Source organism: Aminobacterium sp. UBA4834, from assembly GCF_002400205.1.
In the GTDB taxonomy this organism is placed as follows: Bacteria; Synergistota; Synergistia; order Synergistales; family Aminobacteriaceae; genus Aminobacterium; species Aminobacterium mobile.
The window spans coordinates 199,867-220,829 of the sequence record NZ_DHFC01000007.1 but is presented as its reverse complement, the minus strand read 5'-3'; the positions used below and the strand labels follow the sequence as shown (position 1 = coordinate 220,829).

20 protein-coding genes and 1 tRNA gene are annotated in these 20,963 nt (G+C 44.2%); 13 read left to right on the top strand and 8 right to left on the bottom strand.

The features are described from left to right. Positions 1-21 precede the first annotated feature (21 nt). The gene (locus B3L97_RS03850) at positions 22-762 is read right to left on the bottom strand and encodes a FadR/GntR family transcriptional regulator (protein ID WP_024822772.1); all 741 of its coding nucleotides are present in this window, start codon (positions 760-762) and stop codon (positions 22-24) included. Positions 763-902: 140 nt separating this feature from the next. Between B3L97_RS03850 and B3L97_RS03845 the strand changes: the two genes are divergently transcribed. Together B3L97_RS03845 and B3L97_RS03840 are read left to right on the top strand one after the other, a co-directional pair. Then, on the top strand, positions 903-2,546 hold the full coding sequence (locus tag B3L97_RS03845) for a nucleoside kinase (protein WP_024822771.1): 1,644 nt from the start codon (positions 903-905) through the stop codon (positions 2,544-2,546). A 25-nt stretch (positions 2,547-2,571) separates the two neighbouring features. Then, on the top strand, positions 2,572-3,417 hold the full coding sequence (locus B3L97_RS03840) for a LacI family DNA-binding transcriptional regulator (RefSeq protein WP_286846076.1): 846 nt from the start codon (positions 2,572-2,574) through the stop codon (positions 3,415-3,417). A gap of 72 nt (positions 3,418-3,489) precedes the next feature. On the opposite strand, the gene B3L97_RS03835 is transcribed toward B3L97_RS03840, so the two are convergent. Beyond that, on the bottom strand, positions 3,490-4,773 hold the full coding sequence (locus B3L97_RS03835) for an SLC13 family permease (protein ID WP_024822769.1): 1,284 nt from the start codon (positions 4,771-4,773) through the stop codon (positions 3,490-3,492). A gap of 134 nt (positions 4,774-4,907) precedes the next feature. On the opposite strand from B3L97_RS03835, the gene B3L97_RS03830 reads away from it, so the two are divergent. After that, positions 4,908-5,744, top strand: a complete 837-nt coding sequence (locus tag B3L97_RS03830) for an Mrp/NBP35 family ATP-binding protein (protein ID WP_286934173.1) — start codon at positions 4,908-4,910, stop codon at positions 5,742-5,744. A gap of 42 nt (positions 5,745-5,786) precedes the next feature. On the opposite strand, the gene B3L97_RS03825 is transcribed toward B3L97_RS03830, so the two are convergent. From B3L97_RS03825 to B3L97_RS03815, 3 genes are read right to left on the bottom strand one after another with little or no spacing between them, the layout of a single operon-like run. Further along, the gene (locus B3L97_RS03825) at positions 5,787-6,920 is read right to left on the bottom strand and encodes a diguanylate cyclase (protein WP_286846072.1); all 1,134 of its coding nucleotides are present in this window, start codon (positions 6,918-6,920) and stop codon (positions 5,787-5,789) included. A 1-nt stretch (position 6,921) separates the two neighbouring features. Further along, positions 6,922-7,734 (bottom strand): MBL fold metallo-hydrolase, encoded by an 813-nt coding sequence (locus tag B3L97_RS03820; protein WP_024822766.1) that lies wholly within the window; start codon positions 7,732-7,734, stop codon positions 6,922-6,924. A 17-nt stretch (positions 7,735-7,751) separates the two neighbouring features. Beyond that, positions 7,752-9,260 carry a DUF4139 domain-containing protein gene (locus B3L97_RS03815; protein ID WP_286934168.1) on the bottom strand — a complete coding sequence of 503 codons (1,509 nt, stop codon included), beginning with the start codon at positions 9,258-9,260 and terminating at the stop codon, positions 7,752-7,754. A gap of 105 nt (positions 9,261-9,365) precedes the next feature. Between B3L97_RS03815 and ychF the strand changes: the two genes are divergently transcribed. Then, positions 9,366-10,457 (top strand): redox-regulated ATPase YchF, encoded by a 1,092-nt coding sequence (ychF, locus tag B3L97_RS03810; protein WP_024822764.1) that lies wholly within the window; start codon positions 9,366-9,368, stop codon positions 10,455-10,457. Positions 10,458-10,529: 72 nt separating this feature from the next. Next, entirely contained in the window at positions 10,530-10,970 is a 441-nt protein-coding gene (locus tag B3L97_RS03805; protein WP_024822763.1) for a hypothetical protein, read from the top strand. Positions 10,971-11,100: 130 nt separating this feature from the next. On the opposite strand, the gene B3L97_RS03800 is transcribed toward B3L97_RS03805, so the two are convergent. Further along, entirely contained in the window at positions 11,101-11,817 is a 717-nt protein-coding gene (locus B3L97_RS03800) for a lipid-binding SYLF domain-containing protein (RefSeq protein ID WP_024822762.1), read from the bottom strand. Positions 11,818-11,974: 157 nt separating this feature from the next. Between B3L97_RS03800 and B3L97_RS03795 the strand changes: the two genes are divergently transcribed. The 5 genes from B3L97_RS03795 (at position 11,975) to B3L97_RS03775 (ending at position 16,902) form a co-directional block, all read left to right on the top strand. Continuing rightward, positions 11,975-12,904: a hypothetical protein gene (locus B3L97_RS03795; RefSeq protein ID WP_024822761.1), complete on the top strand. Its 930-nt coding sequence runs from the start codon at positions 11,975-11,977 to the stop codon at positions 12,902-12,904. 17 nt (positions 12,905-12,921) lie between these two features. Next, positions 12,922-13,479, top strand: a complete 558-nt coding sequence (locus tag B3L97_RS03790; protein WP_024822760.1) for an ATP-binding protein — start codon at positions 12,922-12,924, stop codon at positions 13,477-13,479. Positions 13,480-13,505: 26 nt separating this feature from the next. After that, positions 13,506-14,324, top strand: coding sequence for a formate/nitrite transporter family protein (locus B3L97_RS03785; RefSeq protein ID WP_286934164.1), 819 nt, complete (start codon positions 13,506-13,508; stop codon positions 14,322-14,324). Positions 14,325-14,653: 329 nt separating this feature from the next. Further along, complete coding sequence (locus tag B3L97_RS03780; RefSeq protein WP_286934162.1) at positions 14,654-15,631, top strand: HAD family hydrolase; 978 nt, start codon at positions 14,654-14,656, stop codon at positions 15,629-15,631. Then, positions 15,628-16,902 (top strand): replication-associated recombination protein A, encoded by a 1,275-nt coding sequence (locus B3L97_RS03775; RefSeq protein ID WP_286846062.1) that lies wholly within the window; start codon positions 15,628-15,630, stop codon positions 16,900-16,902. Before B3L97_RS03780 ends, B3L97_RS03775 begins: the two co-directional genes overlap by 4 nt. A gap of 60 nt (positions 16,903-16,962) precedes the next feature. Here B3L97_RS03775 and B3L97_RS03770 read toward each other — a convergent pair whose 3' ends face one another. Together B3L97_RS03770 and B3L97_RS03765 are read right to left on the bottom strand one after the other, a co-directional pair. Beyond that, the gene (locus B3L97_RS03770; RefSeq protein ID WP_024822756.1) at positions 16,963-17,646 is read right to left on the bottom strand and encodes a GntR family transcriptional regulator; all 684 of its coding nucleotides are present in this window, start codon (positions 17,644-17,646) and stop codon (positions 16,963-16,965) included. 47 nt (positions 17,647-17,693) lie between these two features. Next, complete coding sequence (locus tag B3L97_RS03765) at positions 17,694-18,212, bottom strand: cob(I)yrinic acid a,c-diamide adenosyltransferase (protein ID WP_024822755.1); 519 nt, start codon at positions 18,210-18,212, stop codon at positions 17,694-17,696. Positions 18,213-18,397: 185 nt separating this feature from the next. Between B3L97_RS03765 and B3L97_RS03760 the strand changes: the two genes are divergently transcribed. The 3 genes from B3L97_RS03760 (at position 18,398) to B3L97_RS03750 (ending at position 20,311) form a co-directional block, all read left to right on the top strand. After that, entirely contained in the window at positions 18,398-19,858 is a 1,461-nt protein-coding gene (locus B3L97_RS03760; protein ID WP_156923389.1) for a lipopolysaccharide biosynthesis protein, read from the top strand. A gap of 28 nt (positions 19,859-19,886) precedes the next feature. Next, a complete protein-coding gene (locus B3L97_RS03755; protein WP_286934155.1) occupies positions 19,887-20,102 on the top strand; it encodes a ferredoxin in 216 nt (71 codons plus the stop codon). A 122-nt stretch (positions 20,103-20,224) separates the two neighbouring features. Beyond that, a tRNA-Leu gene (locus B3L97_RS03750) sits at positions 20,225-20,311 on the top strand. Positions 20,312-20,963: the final 652 nt, after the last annotated feature.

The following is a 20,963-nucleotide window of genomic DNA, read 5'->3' as shown; positions in this document are numbered from 1 at the left end:
ACTCGTCCTTTCTTTCAAAAATTACCTATCTGTAGTATTGTCTTTCATTTCCTCTTTTTGGTCCAGTGACACAGGAGGTTCTTCTAGAGCGATTCCATCGAGAAGAGTTTTATAGACTCGTGCTACGTGGTTGCTCATACAACGACGAACTTTTTTTATATCTCTGGAGAGAATAGCTTGATAAATTTGGTTATGTTCCTTTAAAAAAAGTTCTTTATCATCAAGGAGAGAGTATATACGCTCGTGAGTTGCCATAATAAGATTAAAAGTTATTTTTACTATATTGACAAAAATAAAGTTGTGGGTTGCTTCAGCGAGGAGAAGGTGAAAATCATAGTCGCATTGAGCACGATGTTCCAGAGACTCTACATCTTTGCTGGTAAGGGTTAGAATTTTTCTAATTCGCGTAAGATCTGAAGGATCAGCGTGTTTGGTCGCCTCTACTGCTATGGCAGGCTCTAGGATCATTCTCGCCTCTACCAATTCTAATATAGCTTCATCTTGTAGTGGCATGTGGGCGTGATTGGATTCCAAGCGTGACTTGCGAACAAAACGTCCTTTCCCAGGGATACATTCTATAAGCCCTACTAGCTCTAAAATGCGAAAGGCTTCCCGCAGGGAACTTCGACTTACGTCGAGCTTCTCTATAAGCTGTCGTTCCGGAGGTAAAGGGTCTCCCTGCTGGAGTTCCCCTTGTGCGATGAGGACTTTGAGCTTTTCTGCCACTTGCTCATAAATTTTTGTAGATTTTGTCTTCGACATATTTCTACTCTGCCCTCTCTTTAATTATAGGTCTCCGTAGGAGTTTTGACGGGACATTATAAGAATATAGTATCATTAGCATATTATATATACAAAAGTAAATGGCATTTGCTTTTTTGTAAAGGAAGAGGTGAGGTTTAATGCCATTCAATGTCCAGATCAAAGGGTATAAAAATTGCTCGTGTTCTAGTCCTGTAACAGGGAAGGATGTTCTTTCTATTGCAGATATAGACGGGGCTTCCCAAATAGTGGCTTGGAGAGTTAATAATTATCTAAGACCACTAGGATGGGTTGTTGATGATGACGCGGAAGTAGAATTTGTCGATACTTCCTCTTTTGAGGGAATGGAAGTTTATCGTAGATCTTTAAGTTTTTTACTTGTTTTAGCTGCGCAAAGAGTGTTTAAAAAAAATATTCTTATCAGACACTCTATTAGTGATGGATATTATTGGGAGATTTCGGATAGAGATGTTACGGAAGAAGATGTGGAACGGATAAGTAAAGCTCTTCGAGATCTTGTTAGCCGAGATGTTCCAATTTCCAGAGAGATCATTCCTCTTGATAAGGCTCGAAGAATTTTTGAGAGGCAGGGGAATTCTGAAAGTGCACGACTTTTTATGTGGGCAGCAGAAGATCCTGTGGAACTTTATAGATGTGAGGATAGCTACGGTTTTTATTATGCCCCGCTGGCCCCTTCTACGGGATATCTGAAGTTTTTTGAGCTCAAACATTTCCCACCAGGGATGGTATTGCAATTTCCTACAGTTTCTTATCCAGACAGTATCCCCCCTTTCCGAGCTTCAAAAAAACTTTCGGAAGTTTTTCTTGATTATGCGAAGTGGTTGGATGTTCTTGGCCTCAGCACTATGGATAGTTTTCACGCTAAAATTGCCCAAGGGAAAGGCTTGGAGCTCGTGCTTGTGTCTGAAGCCTTTCATGCTCAGCGGCTGAGCCGAATAGCTGAGGAAATATGGGGGAGAAAAGGCGTTAAGGTTATTGTCATCGCAGGGCCATCAGGGTCAGGAAAGACCACTGTAGCCAAACGTCTTAAGATTCAGCTGCAAGTGTGTGGTATGAATCCTACCATTATTTCTTTGGATAATTACTTTGTAGATCGAGAGAGAACACCTCGGGATGAACATGGGAATTACGATTTTGAAGTGTTAGAGGCAATTGATTTGGATTTGTTGGAAAATCACCTTTCACTTCTTCTCAAAGGGAAAGAAGTGAAGATTCCGGAATTTGACTTCATTAAGGGAAAAAAATTCCCTGGTCCTACGTTGCATCTTAACGATAGAGATGTTCTGATTTTAGAGGGGATTCACGGCTTAAACGAAAAAGTAACGGAAGTGGTTCCAGAGGCTATGAAGTTTGGAATTTTTGTCTCTCCACTCACGGGCATCAATCTGGATCAACACAATAGAACAAGTACTACTGATAACCGTTTGTTGCGACGGATGATTAGAGATTTTCGAACGAGAGGGCATTCAGCAGAAAGAACTCTCGACCTTTGGCCTTCTGTAATTAGAGGTGCCCGAGAGTATATATTTCCCTATCAGAGTCGAGCCGATGCTATGTTCAATTCGTCCCTGCCGTATGAATTGGCGGTTCTCAAGGGATATGTATTGCCTCTCTTACATACAGTTTCCGAAAATTCTCCTATGTACGGAGAGGCCCGTCGGCTTCTTTCTATGTTGAAGTTTGTCCCTCACCTCCCTTCAGAATATGTTTCATCGAATTCTATTTTGAGAGAGTTCATAGGTGGCGGATGTTACGAAAAGTAGTACTTCATAAGGGGATGTGCCGATAGTGAAGGTTAAAATGGAAGATGTAGCGAAATTGGCAGGCGTCAATAAAGCTACAGTAAGCAGAGCTTTAAAAGGAGACTCTCGAATTTCTTCTGCTACGAGGGAAAAAGTTTGGGAGGCTGCCAGATCTCTTGGATATCAACCGGATGCAGTGGCGAGAGGCCTTTCCAGTAATCGAACAGGTCTTTTGGGGATTGTTTTTGAAGATCTGACAAGTCCTTGGACAGGCGAATTTCTTGGTGGTGTTGACCGCGTCGTTTCAAAACAGCATTATAGCCTGCTCGTAAAATGTTCGGGAAAAACAGAAGCCCAACGTCTATTGGTAGCCAGGGATTTAGCCTCTCGAAATGTAGATGGGATTATCTGGATTGGCCGTCCATTTTTTCCTATCGCTATAGACGGGCCTCTTGTGGTGGTAGATAGCGATCCTATAGACGTGGAAGGAATTCACGTTGTTGTTGATGTAAAGCGTGGAGCTGAAAAGATTTTAAAGATAGCTGAAGGAAAAAGGTGTGAAGTGGAGGAGGGAGAAAAGTCTTTCTTTAAGGGGTTGGCCCCCCTGTTGAAAGGTAACGAATCTCTTTCTGATTCGTCGTTGCCTTTTCGTATTATAAATTCTTTAAACCTGACAGCTATAAAAGGGTGCCAAAAGGATGTGCTTCTTTGTGGTTACCCTCATCTTGCCCGTTTACTCGGGTACTATTGTCTTGATTGGCCAGCTTTTGAGCTGGGAGCCGTAGCAGGGCGTCTCTCCCTCAACGTTATTCAGGGGAAAGGAGTTCGACCAGAAAAAATAGTGGTTGTTCCTCCTCTTTATAGCCCTGAAGGGGATGTTATTTCCCTTTAATACGATGTGTTCGGCAAGCTTTGCGTCTTTTTGTTTCTGCCTGAAGGGAAAACTAGAGTTGGATAGGAAAGATTACAAGAGGGTCTTGTACCGAACAATTAAATAGAGACTGCACAGGCTCAGCGCAATAAAGACACTGAACATGCCTGTTTTCAAAAAATCTTTGAAAGAAATAGGGTGTCCGAACCGCCCTGCTACGTCAGCTACTACAACGTTAGCAGCTGCCCCGAGAAAGCTTCCGTTGCCGCCAAAACAGGCTCCCATGGCCAGTGCCCAGAAAAGGGGTTCCGGCGATATGCCTACCTGTTTTGCCAGCTCATCGATAACGAAAACAAAGGTCGCAGTGAAACCGATGTTGTTTACAAAGGAACAGGTAAGGCCAGAGAACCATAGCACGGCCAGCATGGCACCCAAGGGATGTCCTTGGAGATGTTTTCCTAAAAATAGCGCCAGCTGAGAAATAACCCCGTTTTCTTTAAGAGCTCCAACAATAATAAAAAGCCCGGCAAAAAATACGAGCGTAGGCCACTCGATGTCTTTATGAATAATCTCATCTCCGTCCTCAGGAATGACAGCGAGAAGAGCGGCAGCTCCAGCAAGCGCCACAACGGCGGCTTCTATATGTAAAATTCCATGAGCGAAGAACCCGACCATAATACATCCCATAACGAACAATGCTTTTTTAAGCGTGGGAATATCTTTAATGGCAGCATTTTCATCGACTTTCAATATTTTTTCGTACTCTTCTTTGCGAATTTTAAAAGAGTTAGGATCTATAAGTACCAAAAGGGCAATGGTGAACACAAACACCACTATAGTAATAGGCGTCAGATTGATAATAAAATCTATAAAAGAAAAGTTTGCATGGGAACCGATAATAATGTTTGGGGGATCACCTATCAAAGTAGCGGTTCCTCCAATATTTGACGAAATAGCTTCTGCTATTAGTAAGGGGACTGGGTTAAAGTCCATAATATCGGCGAGAGACAAAATAATGGGGCTGACTAAAAGCACAGTAGTCACGTTGTCGAGTACTCCTGATAGTATTGCTGTTGTGGCTGTAATAGCAAAAACAGTGACGACCCAATTCCCTCCCGTCATTTTCAGACTTCGGATCGCTACATACTGAAATACTCCAGTTTTCGAAAGAACCCCCACAACAATCATCATCCCCATAAGAAGGCCGATGGTGTTAAAGTCGATAAAACGGACGGCTATTTCTGCGGGAAGAATCTGAAAAGACATCAGGAAGGCTGCTCCAAGAAGGGCGGCGACGCCTCGAGCTATTTTACCCATACCTATAGCTATCAATGTAAATGTAAATACACAAAGGGTTATCCAGCCTTGATATGCCATACCTATCGCCTCCAAAGAGACTTTAAACTATACAACGATTCGTGAATGTAGACAAGAGAGATGTTCGACTTGACGCTCATATACGTGAAGAGTATAAAGAAAGAGCTTGAAATCTGGTAGGGGAGGATTCATGAATGGTAGATGAGATGTGCTCTCATGAAGCGTGCGGTAAATCTTCTTGTGAAGGCTGCAGCGGATGCGCAAAAAAGAAAAAAAACGTTAAGCATGTAATAGCAGTTGGCAGCGGTAAGGGAGGAGTGGGAAAAAGTTCCATATCTTCTCTTTTGGCTGTAGCTCTTGCACAAAAAGGTTATTCAGTAGGAGTTTTGGATGCTGACATCACAGGGCCGTCGATCCCCAAACTTTTTGGCATAACGGATACTCCGCTTGGACGCCCTGAAGGTATAATTCCTCCAGCCTCTCCGGTTTTTGATGTACGAGTTATGTCCATCAATCTTCTTCTTGATGATCCCACAAAACCTGTTGTATGGCGAGGCCCAATAATAGGGAATGTCATCAAACAATTTTGGGAAGAAGTGGCATGGGACGATAGGGATTTTGTAATAGTGGATCTTCCTCCTGGAACTGCTGATGCTCCTCTTACAGTAATGCAGACTATAGATCTGGATGGATTCCTTGTTGTTACATCCCCTCAGGAACTTTCTGTAATGATAGTGGAAAAAGCTCTCAATATGACCCAAATGATGGAAGTCCCCCTTTTGGGAGTAGTGGAGAACATGAGCTATCTTACATGCCCTGACTGCGGAAAGGTCCTGGATATTTTCGGACCCAGCCATGTGGAAGAAATAGGTGAAAAATATCAGATCCCAGTGATTGGCCGTTTCCCTCTTGATCCTGAACTCGGACAATTAGCTGATAGTGGGCGTATAGAAGAGTATAAAAACCATCTTTTACTGGAGACTCTTGCTGAAGGAGTGCTCGAAAGGCTCAAAACAGCAGTGCATTCTTAACGTTTCGCCAAGAGGGTCTTTAAAAAGACCCTCTTGGCGTTTTTATGCAAGATGAGCATAAAGAGATTGGACGAAGTCCTGACTTGTAATCTTTTCGTTTCCACTGAAAAAAGAAATTCCGAAATGTATATGCGCCTTATCGGCCATAACATGGTCGCTCCCGGCATCCTTGCCGTACCTCGATAGGCGTAAAGCGAGTTCTTTTGCGCCGTTCTGAGGTGTCTCTGGCATAAGAACAATAATCTCTTTTGCTCCCATACGCATACATAGATCGCATTCCCTCACGTTTTCTATAACGTATGTGCCGAAAGAATCTAAAAAATCTTTTTCGTTTTCTTCCATATCCATAACATTATTGCTTCCATAGTGGAAATCTAACTTAAATAAAGCTGCAGATAACCAGCGTCTATATCGTTGGGCCCTGTCCAGTTCTTCGGCTAAACGCCTCTCTCCAAAACTCTTTGTATAAAGCCCCGTAGCTGGATCTAGAATAGAAGAAATAGGATCTGAAGTAGAGGTTTGTTTATATTCAGTATTTTCTTCCGTGAGAAAAAAGAAGAAGAGGTCGTCTCCTCCCTGTTTTTGTTGAATATCCCAGCTTTTCCCCCCAAGAGCTACAGTATCGCTATTGAGAGGAAGTGTCTCTGAAATACTTTCTCCGATTACTTTCTTCGATGATTCTGGAGGCATGAGAGACAAAAAAGGATCATTTGCCGAGAGGACCGTCCCTTTGCTGTTTGCGATGAGAGAAGGAAGGGGAAGGCGGCTTATATCTGGAATAGAATGGCTTTCTTCAGTTGTTTTTGAAGACTGAACAGGTGCTGCAATAGGAGTTTGGCGATCCGATTGTGAAAACATGTATTGATTAAAAAACAAAAGGATTCCTACTGTAGCCATGGCTATTCCTACCCAGTTGAGGAAAGCTGGATTTCCGAAATGTTGTGTTAGGAAAAGTATCAGCGTTCCCTGAGCTATGAGATGGAGGGAGAAAAATCCCTTTTCAATCCTCCTTACAATAGAGACAGCATAGAGGAGGGTGAGAACAGAATACATCACAATAAATAAAGCCCAGAAAGGAGGGCTAATGATATGCTTCTCATCCCCACTCGCCAATAATGCAGAAAAGATAAGGATAGGGATAGATACGAAAGGGGGCAGAGTAGACCACGGCAGCATTTTATATCTCCAACGAGAAACCAGCAGGAGCCCAGTCTACGTTATTTAATGTCTCTCCAAGAATAAAAGCAGCCTTAAAGCCAGTACAATGACATGGCCTCCACAATTTTACTGAAAATCGGGTGGAAAGTTCGTGAGCAGAACGCTCTAAAAATTCCCTGCTTTGTCCTCGGAAATGCATCCCTCCCATAACAGTGTAAAACTCTCTGGTTTTACAGAGAGCGGCAGCCCGTTCCATAATATTGACAACCCCTGCATGGGCACACCCTAAAATGACGCTATAGCCGTTAATTCCGTGAAGGAGGAGAGAGAGGTCATCTTCCATAGAGTCCTCTTGAAAAAGATCGCCTTTTACTGCGATGAGGTCTGGTGTAGAAGGAACGAATTTTGAATCCCGAAGACGGCAAGGCACAGTGAAAGCCTGTACTCCCTCTATAATTTTTGAACACTCCTCTACTGGGTGAAAGTCAAGATTTTCTTTTCGAAGTAGCGATCCGGCCATAAATTTCTTTCCCCCAGTTACACTATATCGTGGCATATCGAAAAGGGGGGAGGCCCAAACAGGGAGATTTCCTTCCCGTCTGAGAATCTCTGGCAATCCCCATGTATGGTCGAAGTGTCCATGGCTTAATACAATCCCATCTACGTTCCCTATGGGAATTCCCATAGCATTTGCGTTAGGATAGAGAGCTTCTCCTCGCCCTGTATCGAAAAGTAACCGCCCCCTCGGAGTTTCTATAAACATACTTAATCCATGTTCTCCCAGGAGTTTAGAGCCACCACAATAATCATCTACTAAAACGGTAACATACATATTTATGTCACTCCTGTCTAATGTTCTAAGAACCAGATTTCTTTATCGGCTGGATAGGATATTTGATAAAGAACGGTTATCTTTTTTTGTTCTCCAGGTTTTAACGCTATTTTCCACGATAGAAGACCTTTAGCTTGATCTTTTTCAGTAGGGGCGGGATCTACAGTCCCTACCTCCACTGTTATCTTTTCTTGAGCTGAAACAGGAATCCGGTCTTTAACAACGATCTCTTCAGTTGTGGGAAGACCATTGGTGAGAGTGATCGTATATCCTTTTGCGACCCTCCCTTTCCCGACCCAATTGCTTCCCCCTTTAGAGATTACGTCTTCTCGTTTTGTCGTGATCGAAGGAGTTTGTCCAAATGCGGTAGTTATTTTTTCTCCTCTCGATACCGCGCGCATAAAGGTCTGCCCCGACGGCAGGTCATCAACAAAAAGGGAAGCCTGTCCGCCCAGAAGAGGTTCTTGAACTTCATCTGTAGTGACGATTATCCACCCTTGAGGTGAAAGAGATGGAATGCTCTCTATAGTAACAGAAACGGGAAAAGAGAGTGCCGCCACTTCAAGATTGACTGGAATATTGTCTCCATCGACGCGTCCTTGCGCTTTTAATACCTGATCGGTGAGGGTTTCTTCCATTGGAAATACCGAAGAAGTTCTATCGAAGGTGATGCGTTTTCCCATTGTCATATTAATGGCCTGTGAACGAAGTTCCTCTTCTCTGTAGTCCACCACGAGAGGAGGAAGTTCCGGTGTAGTTACGGTACTTATAGGTTGGGCTGTGTGAAGATATAGGGGGCCGTTCCATGGTATGCCTGTATTTTGACTGACCTTCCCTGTCATCTTTCCCGATAGAAGATGGTCTTTTGTTGAGAGATACAGATAATATTCCGGAGCCCACCATGCTCTATCTGTCCAGGCATCAACAAACAGCTCCCCTTCTCCTTCTGTTTCATAGGTGATCGCTATAATTTTCCCATCTGTTTGAGGCATTTTTTCTGCTAATTCTTTTTCTAAGTCGGCAATGGTTTGTTTTAGCTCTTCTATCCCTTTTTTTAATATCGCTTTTTCTGTCTCTTTAGCCCTTCGCATATCTTCTGCGGACTGCAAATATTTTTCCATATTATTAATGGTAAGGTCGGAAGGAGTTGTACTCTCCATAACAGTTGACCACTGCTCCAAGGCTGCTAATTGAGCCTCCATAGAGATGAGCTCTTCTTTTTTGTCTTTTATAAGTCCCTGCAGAACGTGGAATGCGGGAGGAACCCAGTCCGAACGAGTCTGCCGAGATATTTGGGCTCTTTTGAGGGTTATTCCCTTGCTGGGCACAAGTTGTATCTTGCTAGCATCGAAAGTGCCAGGAAGCACGATTGTATTATGCCCTAAGGAAGGGGCTTTTATGCGTACTTGAGCTCCGCTGGGATAAATATGGGCAGAATCGAACTCTATTTCGTCACCATAGAGCGGAGATGTCAGCATGAATGCCCCAATAAGGATCATTGCCCAAAGATAGAGAAATCTTTTCATAACAAAGAACCTCCTTCTCTAATTTGCGGTTGGCACCGCGGTATAATACGATTATAATCCATGCGCGCTATAGATACAGAATGAACGAACAGGAGGAATGTCCTCATGCTAAAGTGTGGAATAGTCGGGCTGCCTCTTTGCGGGAAAAGCACGATTTTTAACGTTATTACTCGAGCTGGAGCGGAGGTTAAGCCCTACGCCAGTGGAAAAACAGATCCGAACCGTGCCATGGTTCCAGTTCCAGATCTGCGGTTTGATCACCTTGTGCAGGTCTTTGAGCCGAAAAAACAGTCGCCAGCTACAGTGGAATTTGTAGACTTGGCGGGACTCTCTAAAAATGCCAGCAAAGGAGAGGGCCTTGGTAATGCCTTTCTTTCTTTTGTGGCGGAGTCCGATGCTCTGGTTCATGTTATTCGGGCCTTCGATAATCCCGATGTCCCTCACCCAGAGGAAACTATAGACCCTGCGCGAGATTGGCAGATTGTGGAAATGGAGCTTATTTATCGTGATTTGAGCGTTATCGATAACAGGCTCTCCCGTTTGGCAGCAAAAAAACGCCTGTTGCCAGAAGAAGAGGAAGAGAAAGAGGTTCTTGAAGGATGTCAATCGTGCCTCATGGATGAAAAACCCCTTCGAGAATACACTTTATCGGAGGAAGAGAAAAAACAGTTAAGTGGTTTTGCCTTTCTAACTCTTAAGCCTGAGATGATCGTTCTCAACCTCGATGAAACTCAGACAGGCCCTAATGTGCCGGGATATAAGGAGCTCTCCTCTATTGCCCAAGAGCGAGGATTAGGGCTGGTGGAAGTTTTTGGACGTATGGAAATGGATATGGCAGAACTTTCTTTAGAAGAACAAAATGAATTCATGGCAGATCTCGGTATTAAAGAAGCTGGGCGAGACAGGCTTATTCGTAAAGCTTACGGTCTGCTGGGCCTCATTTCTTTCTTCACAACAGGAAAAGATGAAGTAAAAGCATGGACACTGAAGAAAGATGCGACTGCCGTAGATGCTGCAGGGGCTATTCATACCGACCTAGCCAGGGGATTTATTCGGGCGCAGGTAGTCCACTACAAAGATTTTGTCGCTTGTGGAAATTCTATGGCGGTGTGTCGTGAAAAAGGTGTTTTACGATTGGAAGGGAAAGAATATAGAGTAGAAGATGGCGATATGATTGAAATTCGGTTCAATATTTAGCCTTTTTATAAGAATTCAATGTGTGTTAGAATAAAAAATTGAATTTGATTTGTAGAGAGGGGGATTTATGTTATGCCCATGCAGATAAGTCTTGACGAGCTTTTAAGTGTCTTATTGGCTCGAGTTGATAGTATGGCCATGAATGAAGAAAACCTTAAAAGCCGTTTCAATATTATGTTCAGAGTGCTTTATAAGAAAGGGCTTATTTCTGATGACGACATTATGGAGTCTATTCGTGACGAGCACCGTCTATTGAAAGAGCTTGGACTTATGAAAGAGGAACCTAGCGACGATATTGTAAATTCTATTGCTGAAGGTATTCTTCTCTGGATCAAGGGAGACGCAAAAAAACTTAAGGAACAGATAAAAGAATACGAACAGAAGATGAAAGAAATGGCCGCAGAAGAGGCAAAGAAGCCCAAAATTGATGTGGCCTCTCCAGCAGTGCTTCAGCAGCTTGATCAGCTTGGCGGTCCATCTCGTCAGGGTGGCGGACGTAAAATTATTATTTAGCAACGATAGAGGGAAAAACAAGAATTTCCCTTCATTCCTTTTATCTTAAAAACGAATCCCAGCTATTTTCTCAGTAGCTGGGATTCGTTATATAGATCGTATGGAGAACCTTTCCTGCGGAAAGGGCCCTTTATTTTGCCTCTTTAATAAGCTTATTAAGAGCCTGGATCAAAGGCTGTATTTTTGCACTCGATGCTCGACGATCGAGGGCCTGAGCCGCTGTTATAGTTTTCCCCCAATACACATGGTTGGCGTTGTCATCTACATTCACCGCTGCCCCTTCTAAAGACATGCCTGCAAAAAGTCCTTTTGCTATGGAGTAGCTATAAATAGAAGCTTTTAATTTAATATCTGTTCCGAGCTCTCCGCGCCGTCCAACTGGGCCTGCGGCTACGCCAATATCTCCCCCAAGCTTAAAATTGTTCCCCTTGAAACCTTCAAGTCCGCGCTCGTTGGTGATGACGAGGACCAGACCTATGGATTCAGCCCCTATCTGAAGTCCCCACGATGCTCCGGCGATAGTGGCAAAACTAGGGCCGTACCATCTTCCCGAAGCAGTATCTCTTCGAAGAACCAAGCCTTCACCATATTTCCCGCCAAAAACGAATCCTGCTTTAATAACGGAGGGGAAAATAGCCACCCCTTTTGCTTGTTCCAGTAGATCAGCCATAGTTCCTACATCAGATTGTTCCTGCATTTCATGAAGCAGTTTTACAGCTCCAGATATGCGCTGCTCTGGTGTTTTAGCCAAGGCCTGTTGCGGAGCACATATTCCACTCCATAGAAGGAACGCTAATGTGACTATAATTGAAATGCCGTATCGTGCATGTTTTTCCCGCAAATTCATCTTCATCTCTCCTTTCGACGTGAGCTATATATTATTGTATCTTAAGCTGATATAAACTATCGTGCAAGATGTTCCATAATTGACGGAGATCTACTTTTTCGCTTAAACTGTTTGAACAAAAGCTAACAGTATTTATTTGAAATTGGGAGGAGCCTATATGTCGTATTCAGAATCAGAAATAGAACGAATAGAGGAATTACTTGATAGAGCGTATCAAAGTGAGGATCTAGAGGAGATAGCTTCTTTCGCACGGCAAATTCTTGAGATGGATTCAGATAACCCAGAAGCTCTCATTCTGCTTGCAGATTCACTAGACTACTCAGAAGAGAAACTTGAGCTTCTGCAAAAAGCCCGTGGTCCGCTTCGGCAGGCAGTTGAAGAAGCTGGTCTTTTGGGGAGCGAGTCTCTTATGGACGAAGAAGAGGGCATTCTTTATATTGGTCTGCTTCAACGACTTGGCTTTGCTCTTCTATCTGAGGCTAGGACGGAAGAAGCTTTAGAAGTAGCACAAGACATAGTTTCTTACGATTCTGAAAACCTCACTCTAGGAAAAACTCTTGTATATCGTTGCCTTATAGATCTTCAACGTTTTGGAGAAGTTCTGGAACAAGCTATGGGCGATGATGAAGTAACTCCAGCCAGACAACATGCTGTTGCGATATCTACGTTTATGCTATCTGGTGCAAACCGTGCTTCTTACAAAGCATTATGGGATGCGTTTAAAGTTGGTCCTAACATCCCTTTTTATATCCTTGGCTATATTCCGGAGCCAGACCCGGAAGAGATGAGCGAGGAAGAAGAGGAAGATTTCAATTTCTCCATTCTTTTCGAGGATGCATGGACCCTGAGCAGAGAGCTTTTTAACTGGTTCTCCTCGGCGACCATTCTTTTTGGTCTTCTTACCGATCGTTTCCTTGAAGAGGATAAAGAGAGCTTTTTTGTCCTTCTCGGCTCTCTCAACATTCGTTCTTATTATGAAGATGCCCTTCAAAAAATTGGGCCCCATGATAGATATACAGACGCAGAAGTTCTTGATGAAGAGGTCCTTTCCGTTCTTCGTGCCGGAACTTTTCTTCCGCTGGACTAGACAGGGAGGAATTTTCGTTGTTGGAAGATTTTTCCCAACATCTTCTGGATATAGCCGAGAATAGTATGAACGCTGGAGCGTCCATAGTGGAGATACTATTGACAGAAGATCGTTGTGGGGGGTGGTTTTATTTCGAAGTTCGAGATAACGGGAAAGGCATGAGTGCGGATGTTTTGCAAATGGTGGCAGATCCTTTTTTCACGAGTCGCACAACGCGTCGGGTAGGATTTGGTCTCCCCTTTCTAAAACAGTTGGCAGAACTTTGTGAAGGAGAGATGGAGGTACAGTCAGAACCTGGAAAAGGGACCAGGGTCTGGGCTTCTTTTCGGTATGATCATATCGATCGTCCGCCGTTGGGGAATATTCCTGCCTCTCTGGTATCTCTTCTCGTTGCTCATCCAGAGGTTCGACTCATCTATCACCATCGTATTAACGAAGAAGAATTTACCTTTGATAGTAGTGAGTTGGCTCGAGTATTAGAGGATCCCGGGGAAGTTCAAAAACCAAAGATAGCTCGCTGGCTTCAGGAATATTTCAGCGAAAATCTGAAAGCCCTCAATCAAACGACGGAATAAGAGATCTTTTGAGGAGGGATTTTTGTATGGACTATAAAACGCCTTTTGAACTGGCTAAAGCAGCATGTACTGCATCGCAGACAAAAGTATCATGGTCAATTTCTCAGATGCTTTTGCTCGGCATTCTCGCCGGAGCCTATATTGCTTTTGGTGGATGGCTTATGGTATCGGTTACATACGATGTTCCAGGAGGATTGGGGAAGTTCTTGGCAGGGGTAGTATTTAGTGTCGGTCTTATATTAGTGGTTATAGCTGGCGGAGAGCTTTTTACCGGTAACTGCATGATGCCCTTAGGCGCTCTGGTAGGATGTACTCCAATGAAAAATATCATGAGGGCGTGGTTTTGGGTGTATATAGCAAACCTTATAGGGGCCACTCTCGTTGCTTACTTGCTCTATTTTACAGCTCTCTGGAATGGTCCTATCGGAGCTAAAACCCTTTCCATTGCGGCGGGGAAGATGGGGCTTCCCTTTGGACAGGCCTTTGTTCGGGGTATTTTATGTAACTGGCTTGTAGTTCTTGCTGTATGGCTGAGTATGGCAGCTACAGATATTACAGGTAAAATATGGGCGATCTTTTTTCCCATAATGGCCTTTGTCGCATCTGGCTTTGAACACTCTGTAGCAAACATGTACTTTATGGCCATGGGGCTCCTATTAAAAAAATCTCCAGAAATGATCCAAATGGCGGGGCTTTCTGATGCACAGCTCCAATTTGTGAGTATCGGAGGATATATACATAATCTTGTTCCAGTTACTCTAGGCAATATTGTAGGGGGCGCCCTATTTGTGGCCACTTTCTATTATTGGATCTTTAAAAAGAAATTGAAAGAGGCAGACCTGTAGGCATCTGGCTTTGAGGTGAGAAGCGCCTATATTTATGCTATAATATGCATAGGAAAAGTAAAAACGACCCTGCGGTGTACGTGATCATGCACTTAGTCTTGAGCCAACACTCGATCTTAGTGGGGTCGGAAGTTCGAGCCGGCAAAGAAGACGGGAAACCGTCATCAAAGCTAAGGCACGACAGACCTCAAGATATTAGGACCGGGTCAAGACAACCATGGCACGGCATTGCGGGGAGGTTGTGAGGGACGCAAGGTTTTTCTTGCGTCCCTTTTTTCTTATTGCTATAAAGATAAAGAGGCTAATGCCCTATGAGGAGGCTAAAGATCATGAATAAAATTCAACCTCCACATTGGCATCCTGTCCAATGTGCAGGATTTATTCTTGATTGGGATGGAGTCTTAGCAGATACAAAGCTTGATTTTTCAGAGATACGATCAAAATATTTTCAAGGTCGTCCAGTTCCTCTCCTTGAAGGGATGGCCATGTTTTCAGAGAAAGAAAAGAGCGAACTTTGGCATGATATTTACGAGCTGGAGATGAACGGAGCAGAACAGGCTACACCTGTTCAATATGCTATGGATTTTGTAGAATGGCTTAATCAAAAGAGTATCCCGTGGGTAGTTGTTTCTCGAAATTGCGGAGATTCCATTCGTCTGGCAGCAAAAAAAATCAACTTTCCTCTCCCCGATAAAGTTTTTTGCAGAGACGCAGGGCCTGTGAAGCCGGATCCGAAAGCCTTATGGCTTGCAGCGAAAGAATTAAACTTGGAAGCTCAACAGTGTGCGATGGTCGGAGACTATGTTTACGATCTTGTCGGTGCTCGCAGAGCTGGAATGAGAGCCCTTTTAGTGCAGAGGCCACAAGCAGACTGGCGACATTGGGCTGATGCCGTTTTTCCTACAATGAAAGATCTCTTGGAAGCCTTGCAATCTCCGTTGCCTCTCATTCCCTGGGAATATACATCGTTGGTGGAGCAAAAGGGAGAGAGATGGCTGATAAAAGCATGGCTCCTTTCACTTCAGATTCCTGACGATGCCCCTGATATCGGCTCTCTATGCGAGGAAGCTGCCCGTCTTGGCGCAGGTTCTCTCGTGATTTCTCCATCCGTTAGCTTATCTCCTGCCCAGTGGAAAAATTGGCCGGGTCTTTCGCCTGTCTATCTTGGCATGGAGCAGGGGGCTGTTATTCGGGAGGTTCTCAAAAAGAGGTTCCCCCTCATCTCTATCCGCGAAGGGACAGATGGTGTCCTTCTTTCTGGTGTGCCTCATCTCGTGGAAAGGGAGATGGAGGCACTCTTAAAATGATGAAGAACACTTTATGGGAACGGCCACTTGCTGATCGCATGCGCCCTGTTACACTCGATGATTTTATAGGGCAAGAGCATCTTCTTGGACCGGGGATGCCCTTGCGGCAGCTTTTAGAAAAGGGGAACGTGCCAAGTTGTATCTTGTACGGGCCTCCTGGTGTGGGAAAAACAACTCTTGTTCGTCTTATGGCTACAGTTACCGGAAGAAGCCTTCTCGAGATCAACGCTGTTTCTGCTAAAGTTTCGGAACTTCGTGATCTCGTAGAAGAAGCTGGTAATTTAAAGGCCTTGGGGGGATTTGCCGCTATTGCTTTTGTAGATGAAATTTATCATTTTAATAAGAGCCAGCAGAATACCCTTCTTCCCTCTGTGGAGAAGGGAGATATTATTCTTGTAGGAACTACGACAGAAAACCCATGGTTTGAGATCAATAAAACATTGCTTTCCCGTCTCATTGTTTTTCAATTGAACCCCTTAACAGAAGAGAGTTTGGTACACATCCTTTCTCGTTCTTTCTCTGATAAAGAGAAGGGGTTGGGAATGTTAAACCTCACCGCTACAGAAGAAGTTTTCCATGTTCTAGCTCGCCTTGCGGGAGGGGACGCCCGCCAGGCGTTGACTCGTCTTGAAATATTGGCGACTTCTGCGGCTGCTGCCGGTTCTCAAAAGCTGACTCTCGACCATATTGAGCGCCTCGTTCCATCGGCATCCATTCGTTTTGATGCAAAGGCAGACGATCACTATGCTATTATCTCGGCTCTCATTAAAAGTATGCGAGGCTCTGACCCTGATGCAGCCGTCTATTGGCTGTCCCGCCTCTTAGAGGGAGGAGAGGACCTTCGTTTCATTTGTCGCCGCCTTTTGATTTTTGCTGCTGAGGATGTTGGATTAGCTGATCCTCAGGCATTGCAAGTAGCTGCCGCGGCTTCCTATGCTTCAGATATGACAGGAATGCCTGAGGCACGTATCATTCTTTCAGAAGCGGTTTTGTATCTTGCTTCCGCCCCAAAGAGCAACAGCGCATATATGGCTGTGGATAACGCCATGCAGTCCATTCGAAAAGGGAATCTTCAAGAAGTGCCTGAACACCTTAAACCTGGTGGGAAGGGATATATCTATCCTCACAGTGACCCGCGACATTGGGTTCCCCAGAAATATGTATTAAAGCCCCAACGTTTCTATTTTCCAGGTACTCTTGGTAAGGAACGAAGTATTTTAGAAAGGTTGAAACGTTTCTGGAGGCGTTTCTCCTCAGACAAAGAAGAATAGTTAGGGGCCGCCTGTATATAAATCGGCCCCTTCTATTATCAATATCAGGTTGTTTAAATACTATTCGCCGGTGAAATCTCCAGGATTTTGCTTTAGGAAGGAAAGAAGACTGACTTTCGTGTCTTCAATATGATGAGCCATTTCTTCTTTTGCTTTCTCACAGTTGTGTGCCAGCACGGCATCAATAATAGCAAGGTGCCCTTTTAAGAAGAGGCTCATGACTGTGGGTTCAGATCGCATAGAGTAGGGACGACATAAGTTGATGAGATCTACTATGTTGTTAAGGGTTTTATGAAGATAAATATTCCCACTTGCTTCATAAAGAAAAAGGTGGAAACGCCGATCTTCAGAAAGATATTCTTCGTGGGGAGTGGCGCTTGTCATTCCGCCAAAAATCTCTCTAAAAAGTTTAAGTTCTTTCTTAGGTGGATTCTGACAGACATTTTCAATAGCTATTACTTCCAGAGCTTGTCGCAGCACGTAAAGATCCGCCGCATCCTTAAGGGAGGGGAGCGTTACATAGGCACCTCTACGGGGGGTTAAAGTAATAAGCCCTGTCTGGCTTAGCTGTCGTATGGCCTCGCGGACAGGAGTCCGCGAAACAGCCAACTGCTCCGCTAGCTCGATTTCAGATAACTTTGCCCCAGGTTTAAAAGCTCCGCTAACAATGGCTTCTTTTAATTTTTCGTAGACAATCTGCCTCAACCCCTGGTTGGTAGCCGGGGTTAGTGGTTGTTGGTTCATATTCACAATCCTCCTCAAAAGCGAGCACTTTGCACCCATTATACAACTTAAAGGGATTCTTCATTCCTTATTGCGTGGTCATACCATAAAGAAAGGGCATATATAGCATCAGAGAGACGGTTGATATACGTATAGCCTTCTAGAGGAAGTTCTTTTGTACGATATAGCTTAAGAGCCACGCGTTCTGCTCTTCTTGCCACAGTCCGCGCTACATGTAAAGCGGCACCTGTTTTAGAATCGCCGGGGCGTATGAAACGAAATTTTTGACCTGTTATGGTTCCCACCTTTTCCACTATTTCCTCTAGAGCGTTTACATCCGGGCAAGAGAGTCCAGGATAGAGGGAAATATACCCCATCAAAAGCCCTAATTGCTCTTCCATCCAATATAAAGTATCATAAATTTCCTTAAGCTCACAAAAAGCCCTCGCCATGCCGACATGGGCCTGGCATTCATCAAGAGTGCCGTATACTTCCACTCTCAAATCATCTTTAGGGACTCGCTTACCGTTCCCCAAACTTGTTTCTCCAAAATCCCCACTTTTTGTAGTGATCCACACCTTCGACATAAGCCACATTCCCCCCCCTTCTTTTCATATTATGAACACATTATACACAACATCGTGAAAGATGTAACTCGGAATTGTTTGCTGAACGCTATGCTTTTTGCTACATTCTTTTTTTTCCTTCTATTGACCGCTTCTTTGAACTCATTTATTGTAAGATAAGAAAAATTGCTGGAGGGACTATCCTTATGTTTGGCTTGCACCGCAATTTGCCATCGAACCAATCAATGTTTTTCCAATCATCTCTTTTTAAAGATATGTGGATTTTGACACTGGGAAATTCAATAGGCCAGATAGCTTTGCTCGCAGTGATGCCTTTTGCATCCAGGCTTTATTCCCCTTCAGATTATGGTGCGTTAGCCCTCTATACGTCGGTGCTGCTTACTGGCGTAAGTCTTGCGGGGCTGGCGTATCATCAGGCCATACCTGTCCCCTCTAAAGATGGCGATGGCACTGCGCTTCTGATACTAAGCCTTTTCATTGAAATTCTTCTGATCGGTACGGTAAGTGGTGTTGTTTGGATAGGAACACGTTTTGTTCCACCTCTTGCCTTTCTGGGGACCTTCCCCATAAGCTTTTGGCTTTTTCCCCTCGGAATTCTCTGGGCAGGTATTTATAAAATACTCATAAGCTGGTGTACTCGAGCAGGGCGTTTCACAGAACTCGCCCTATCAAAAGGAGTTCAGGGAATAGGGAGTGCTTTTGTAACAGTGGCCATGGGAATGGCTGGTTTTCGTCCCCTCGGGCTTATTGCAGGGTATATAGTGAGCCAGAGCTTGGGAGTCGTGTATATTCTTCAAAAAACCATTTCCTTTCGTCAGGTTCAAGCAGCTTCCCCTTTGCGTCTTCTGCATGTGGCAAAAAAGTATCGCCGATTTCCTCTCTACAACACGTGGTCAGATCTTATGAACACCTTAAGTAGTCAGTTAACACCTATTATTCTCGCTTCTCTCTATGACCCTCGCACCACTGGTTTTTTTGCGCTTTCTTTTCAGGTTATCAACCTTCCTATGCAGTTTATTGGCATGGCTATTCAACAAGTGTTCTTTCAAAAAGCCAGTCAGGCTTACTACCATAACTCCCTTGATGAACTGACACGATCAACTTTCGCTCTCTTGGTTAGGATAGGTTTTTTGCCTTTCCTTTATCTCACCTTAGTGGGGCCAGAGCTTTTTGCGTTCTTATTTGGAGAGCGATGGCATATGGCAGGTATTTATACACAATGGATGTCTCCCTGGCTTTTTACAGTTTTCTGTGTGGCTCCTCTCTATTCCATCCTTTATATTCTGGAAAGACAAAAGCAAAATACTCTCTTTCAAGCCTTTATCCTTCTATCTCGTGTTGGAGCACTCTACTTTGGAGCATGGTGTGGGGGGGCGTTATGGTCCATTGCCCTTTTTGGAGGCGTAGGCCTCGTTTTGTGGATTTTTCTTTTAACATGGATCATGTGCCTGAGTGGCAATATTCCAACAGCGGCAGCAGAAATACTCTTTCGTGAAGCAAAAAGGTGCGCACCTGTAGTTGTAGCCCTTCTTATAGTCAAATTTTCATTTCAATCTTACGGCGTCATAACTCTTCTTTCGTTACTCTGCGTGGCGGCCTTTGCATTTCATAGTTTCGAAAGAAAAGAACACTCCTTAAAAACGTAGCGGCATACATGCTTTAGATAGGGTACGTTTGACTCTGAAACCTCGAAGGGGGTTAGCATATGAAAGCAACTATAGAGAAGGTTGTATTTCCTGCGGATTATGCGCATCGATTTGCCTACAGGTATTTCGTATGGGTGAAGATGGCCGCACCGAGGTTTATGTAGACCATATTCCTGAATCTGTGGAAGGTGCGGGAATGGAAGCACGGGATAATTGCCCTGTCTCTGTTATTACTATAAAATGAACAACTTGCGCCCTTCTGAAAGTCAGAAGGGCGCTTCTTCAGTAGATGGGGTGGTCCATCTACATGGAAATACGTTAAATCGCTGGACATCATCCCCTTTCTGTGATAAAAATATTGGCGTTGCCGGAGTGGCGGAATGGTAGACGCAGCGGACTCAAAATCCGCCGGGCCTTGGGTCTGTGGGAGTTCGAGTCTCCCCTCCGGCACCATGTTACTGATAAAGAGGCCCCAAGAGACGGCCTAACACTTTAGCGAGTTAAAAGAAAGCTCCAGAAAAACTAAGAGCCCGCCGAGTGTCAAAAAACAGAATGCTCGACGGATTTCCCCTTTTTCGGTTTTGTCGAAGCAAGCTGAAGGGGGATTTTTTATGTCTGAAAGTAAAAAATGTAAGGAACAATTTGTAGAGTCTTGGCCACCGTCTAATTTGGTGTTACAGTAAAAACTATCAGAAACAACATAAGATTTTGCTTTATTTACAGGGAAATTATTGTTTTAGTTTGACAAGATCAGCTTCTGTTGGTATATCTTGATTAGAGAGCTCTCCGTGAGCGCCCATGTGGATAGGCTAACCCCATTGGGGAAAGTCTGTCCCGACAGGGTACTCCACCGAGAGTTTTTTGTGTTTATATATATGAGGTTCTCCCTGAGCTTTTTGTCCTGAAATAAGCGATCGCAACGGCTGTACTTAGAGGTACACTCCCGCCCATGGCGCAAAGGTCGTCCTTGTTGGCCTTAGGTACACTTGGTTCAAGAAGAAGGTGGTAGGGATTCGGCTGTAATTGACTGGTAACCACCGCTTAGGTACACTAAGAGCTAGATGCGCAAGAGTAGTGCTGTCGCTGTAATTGACTGGTAACCACC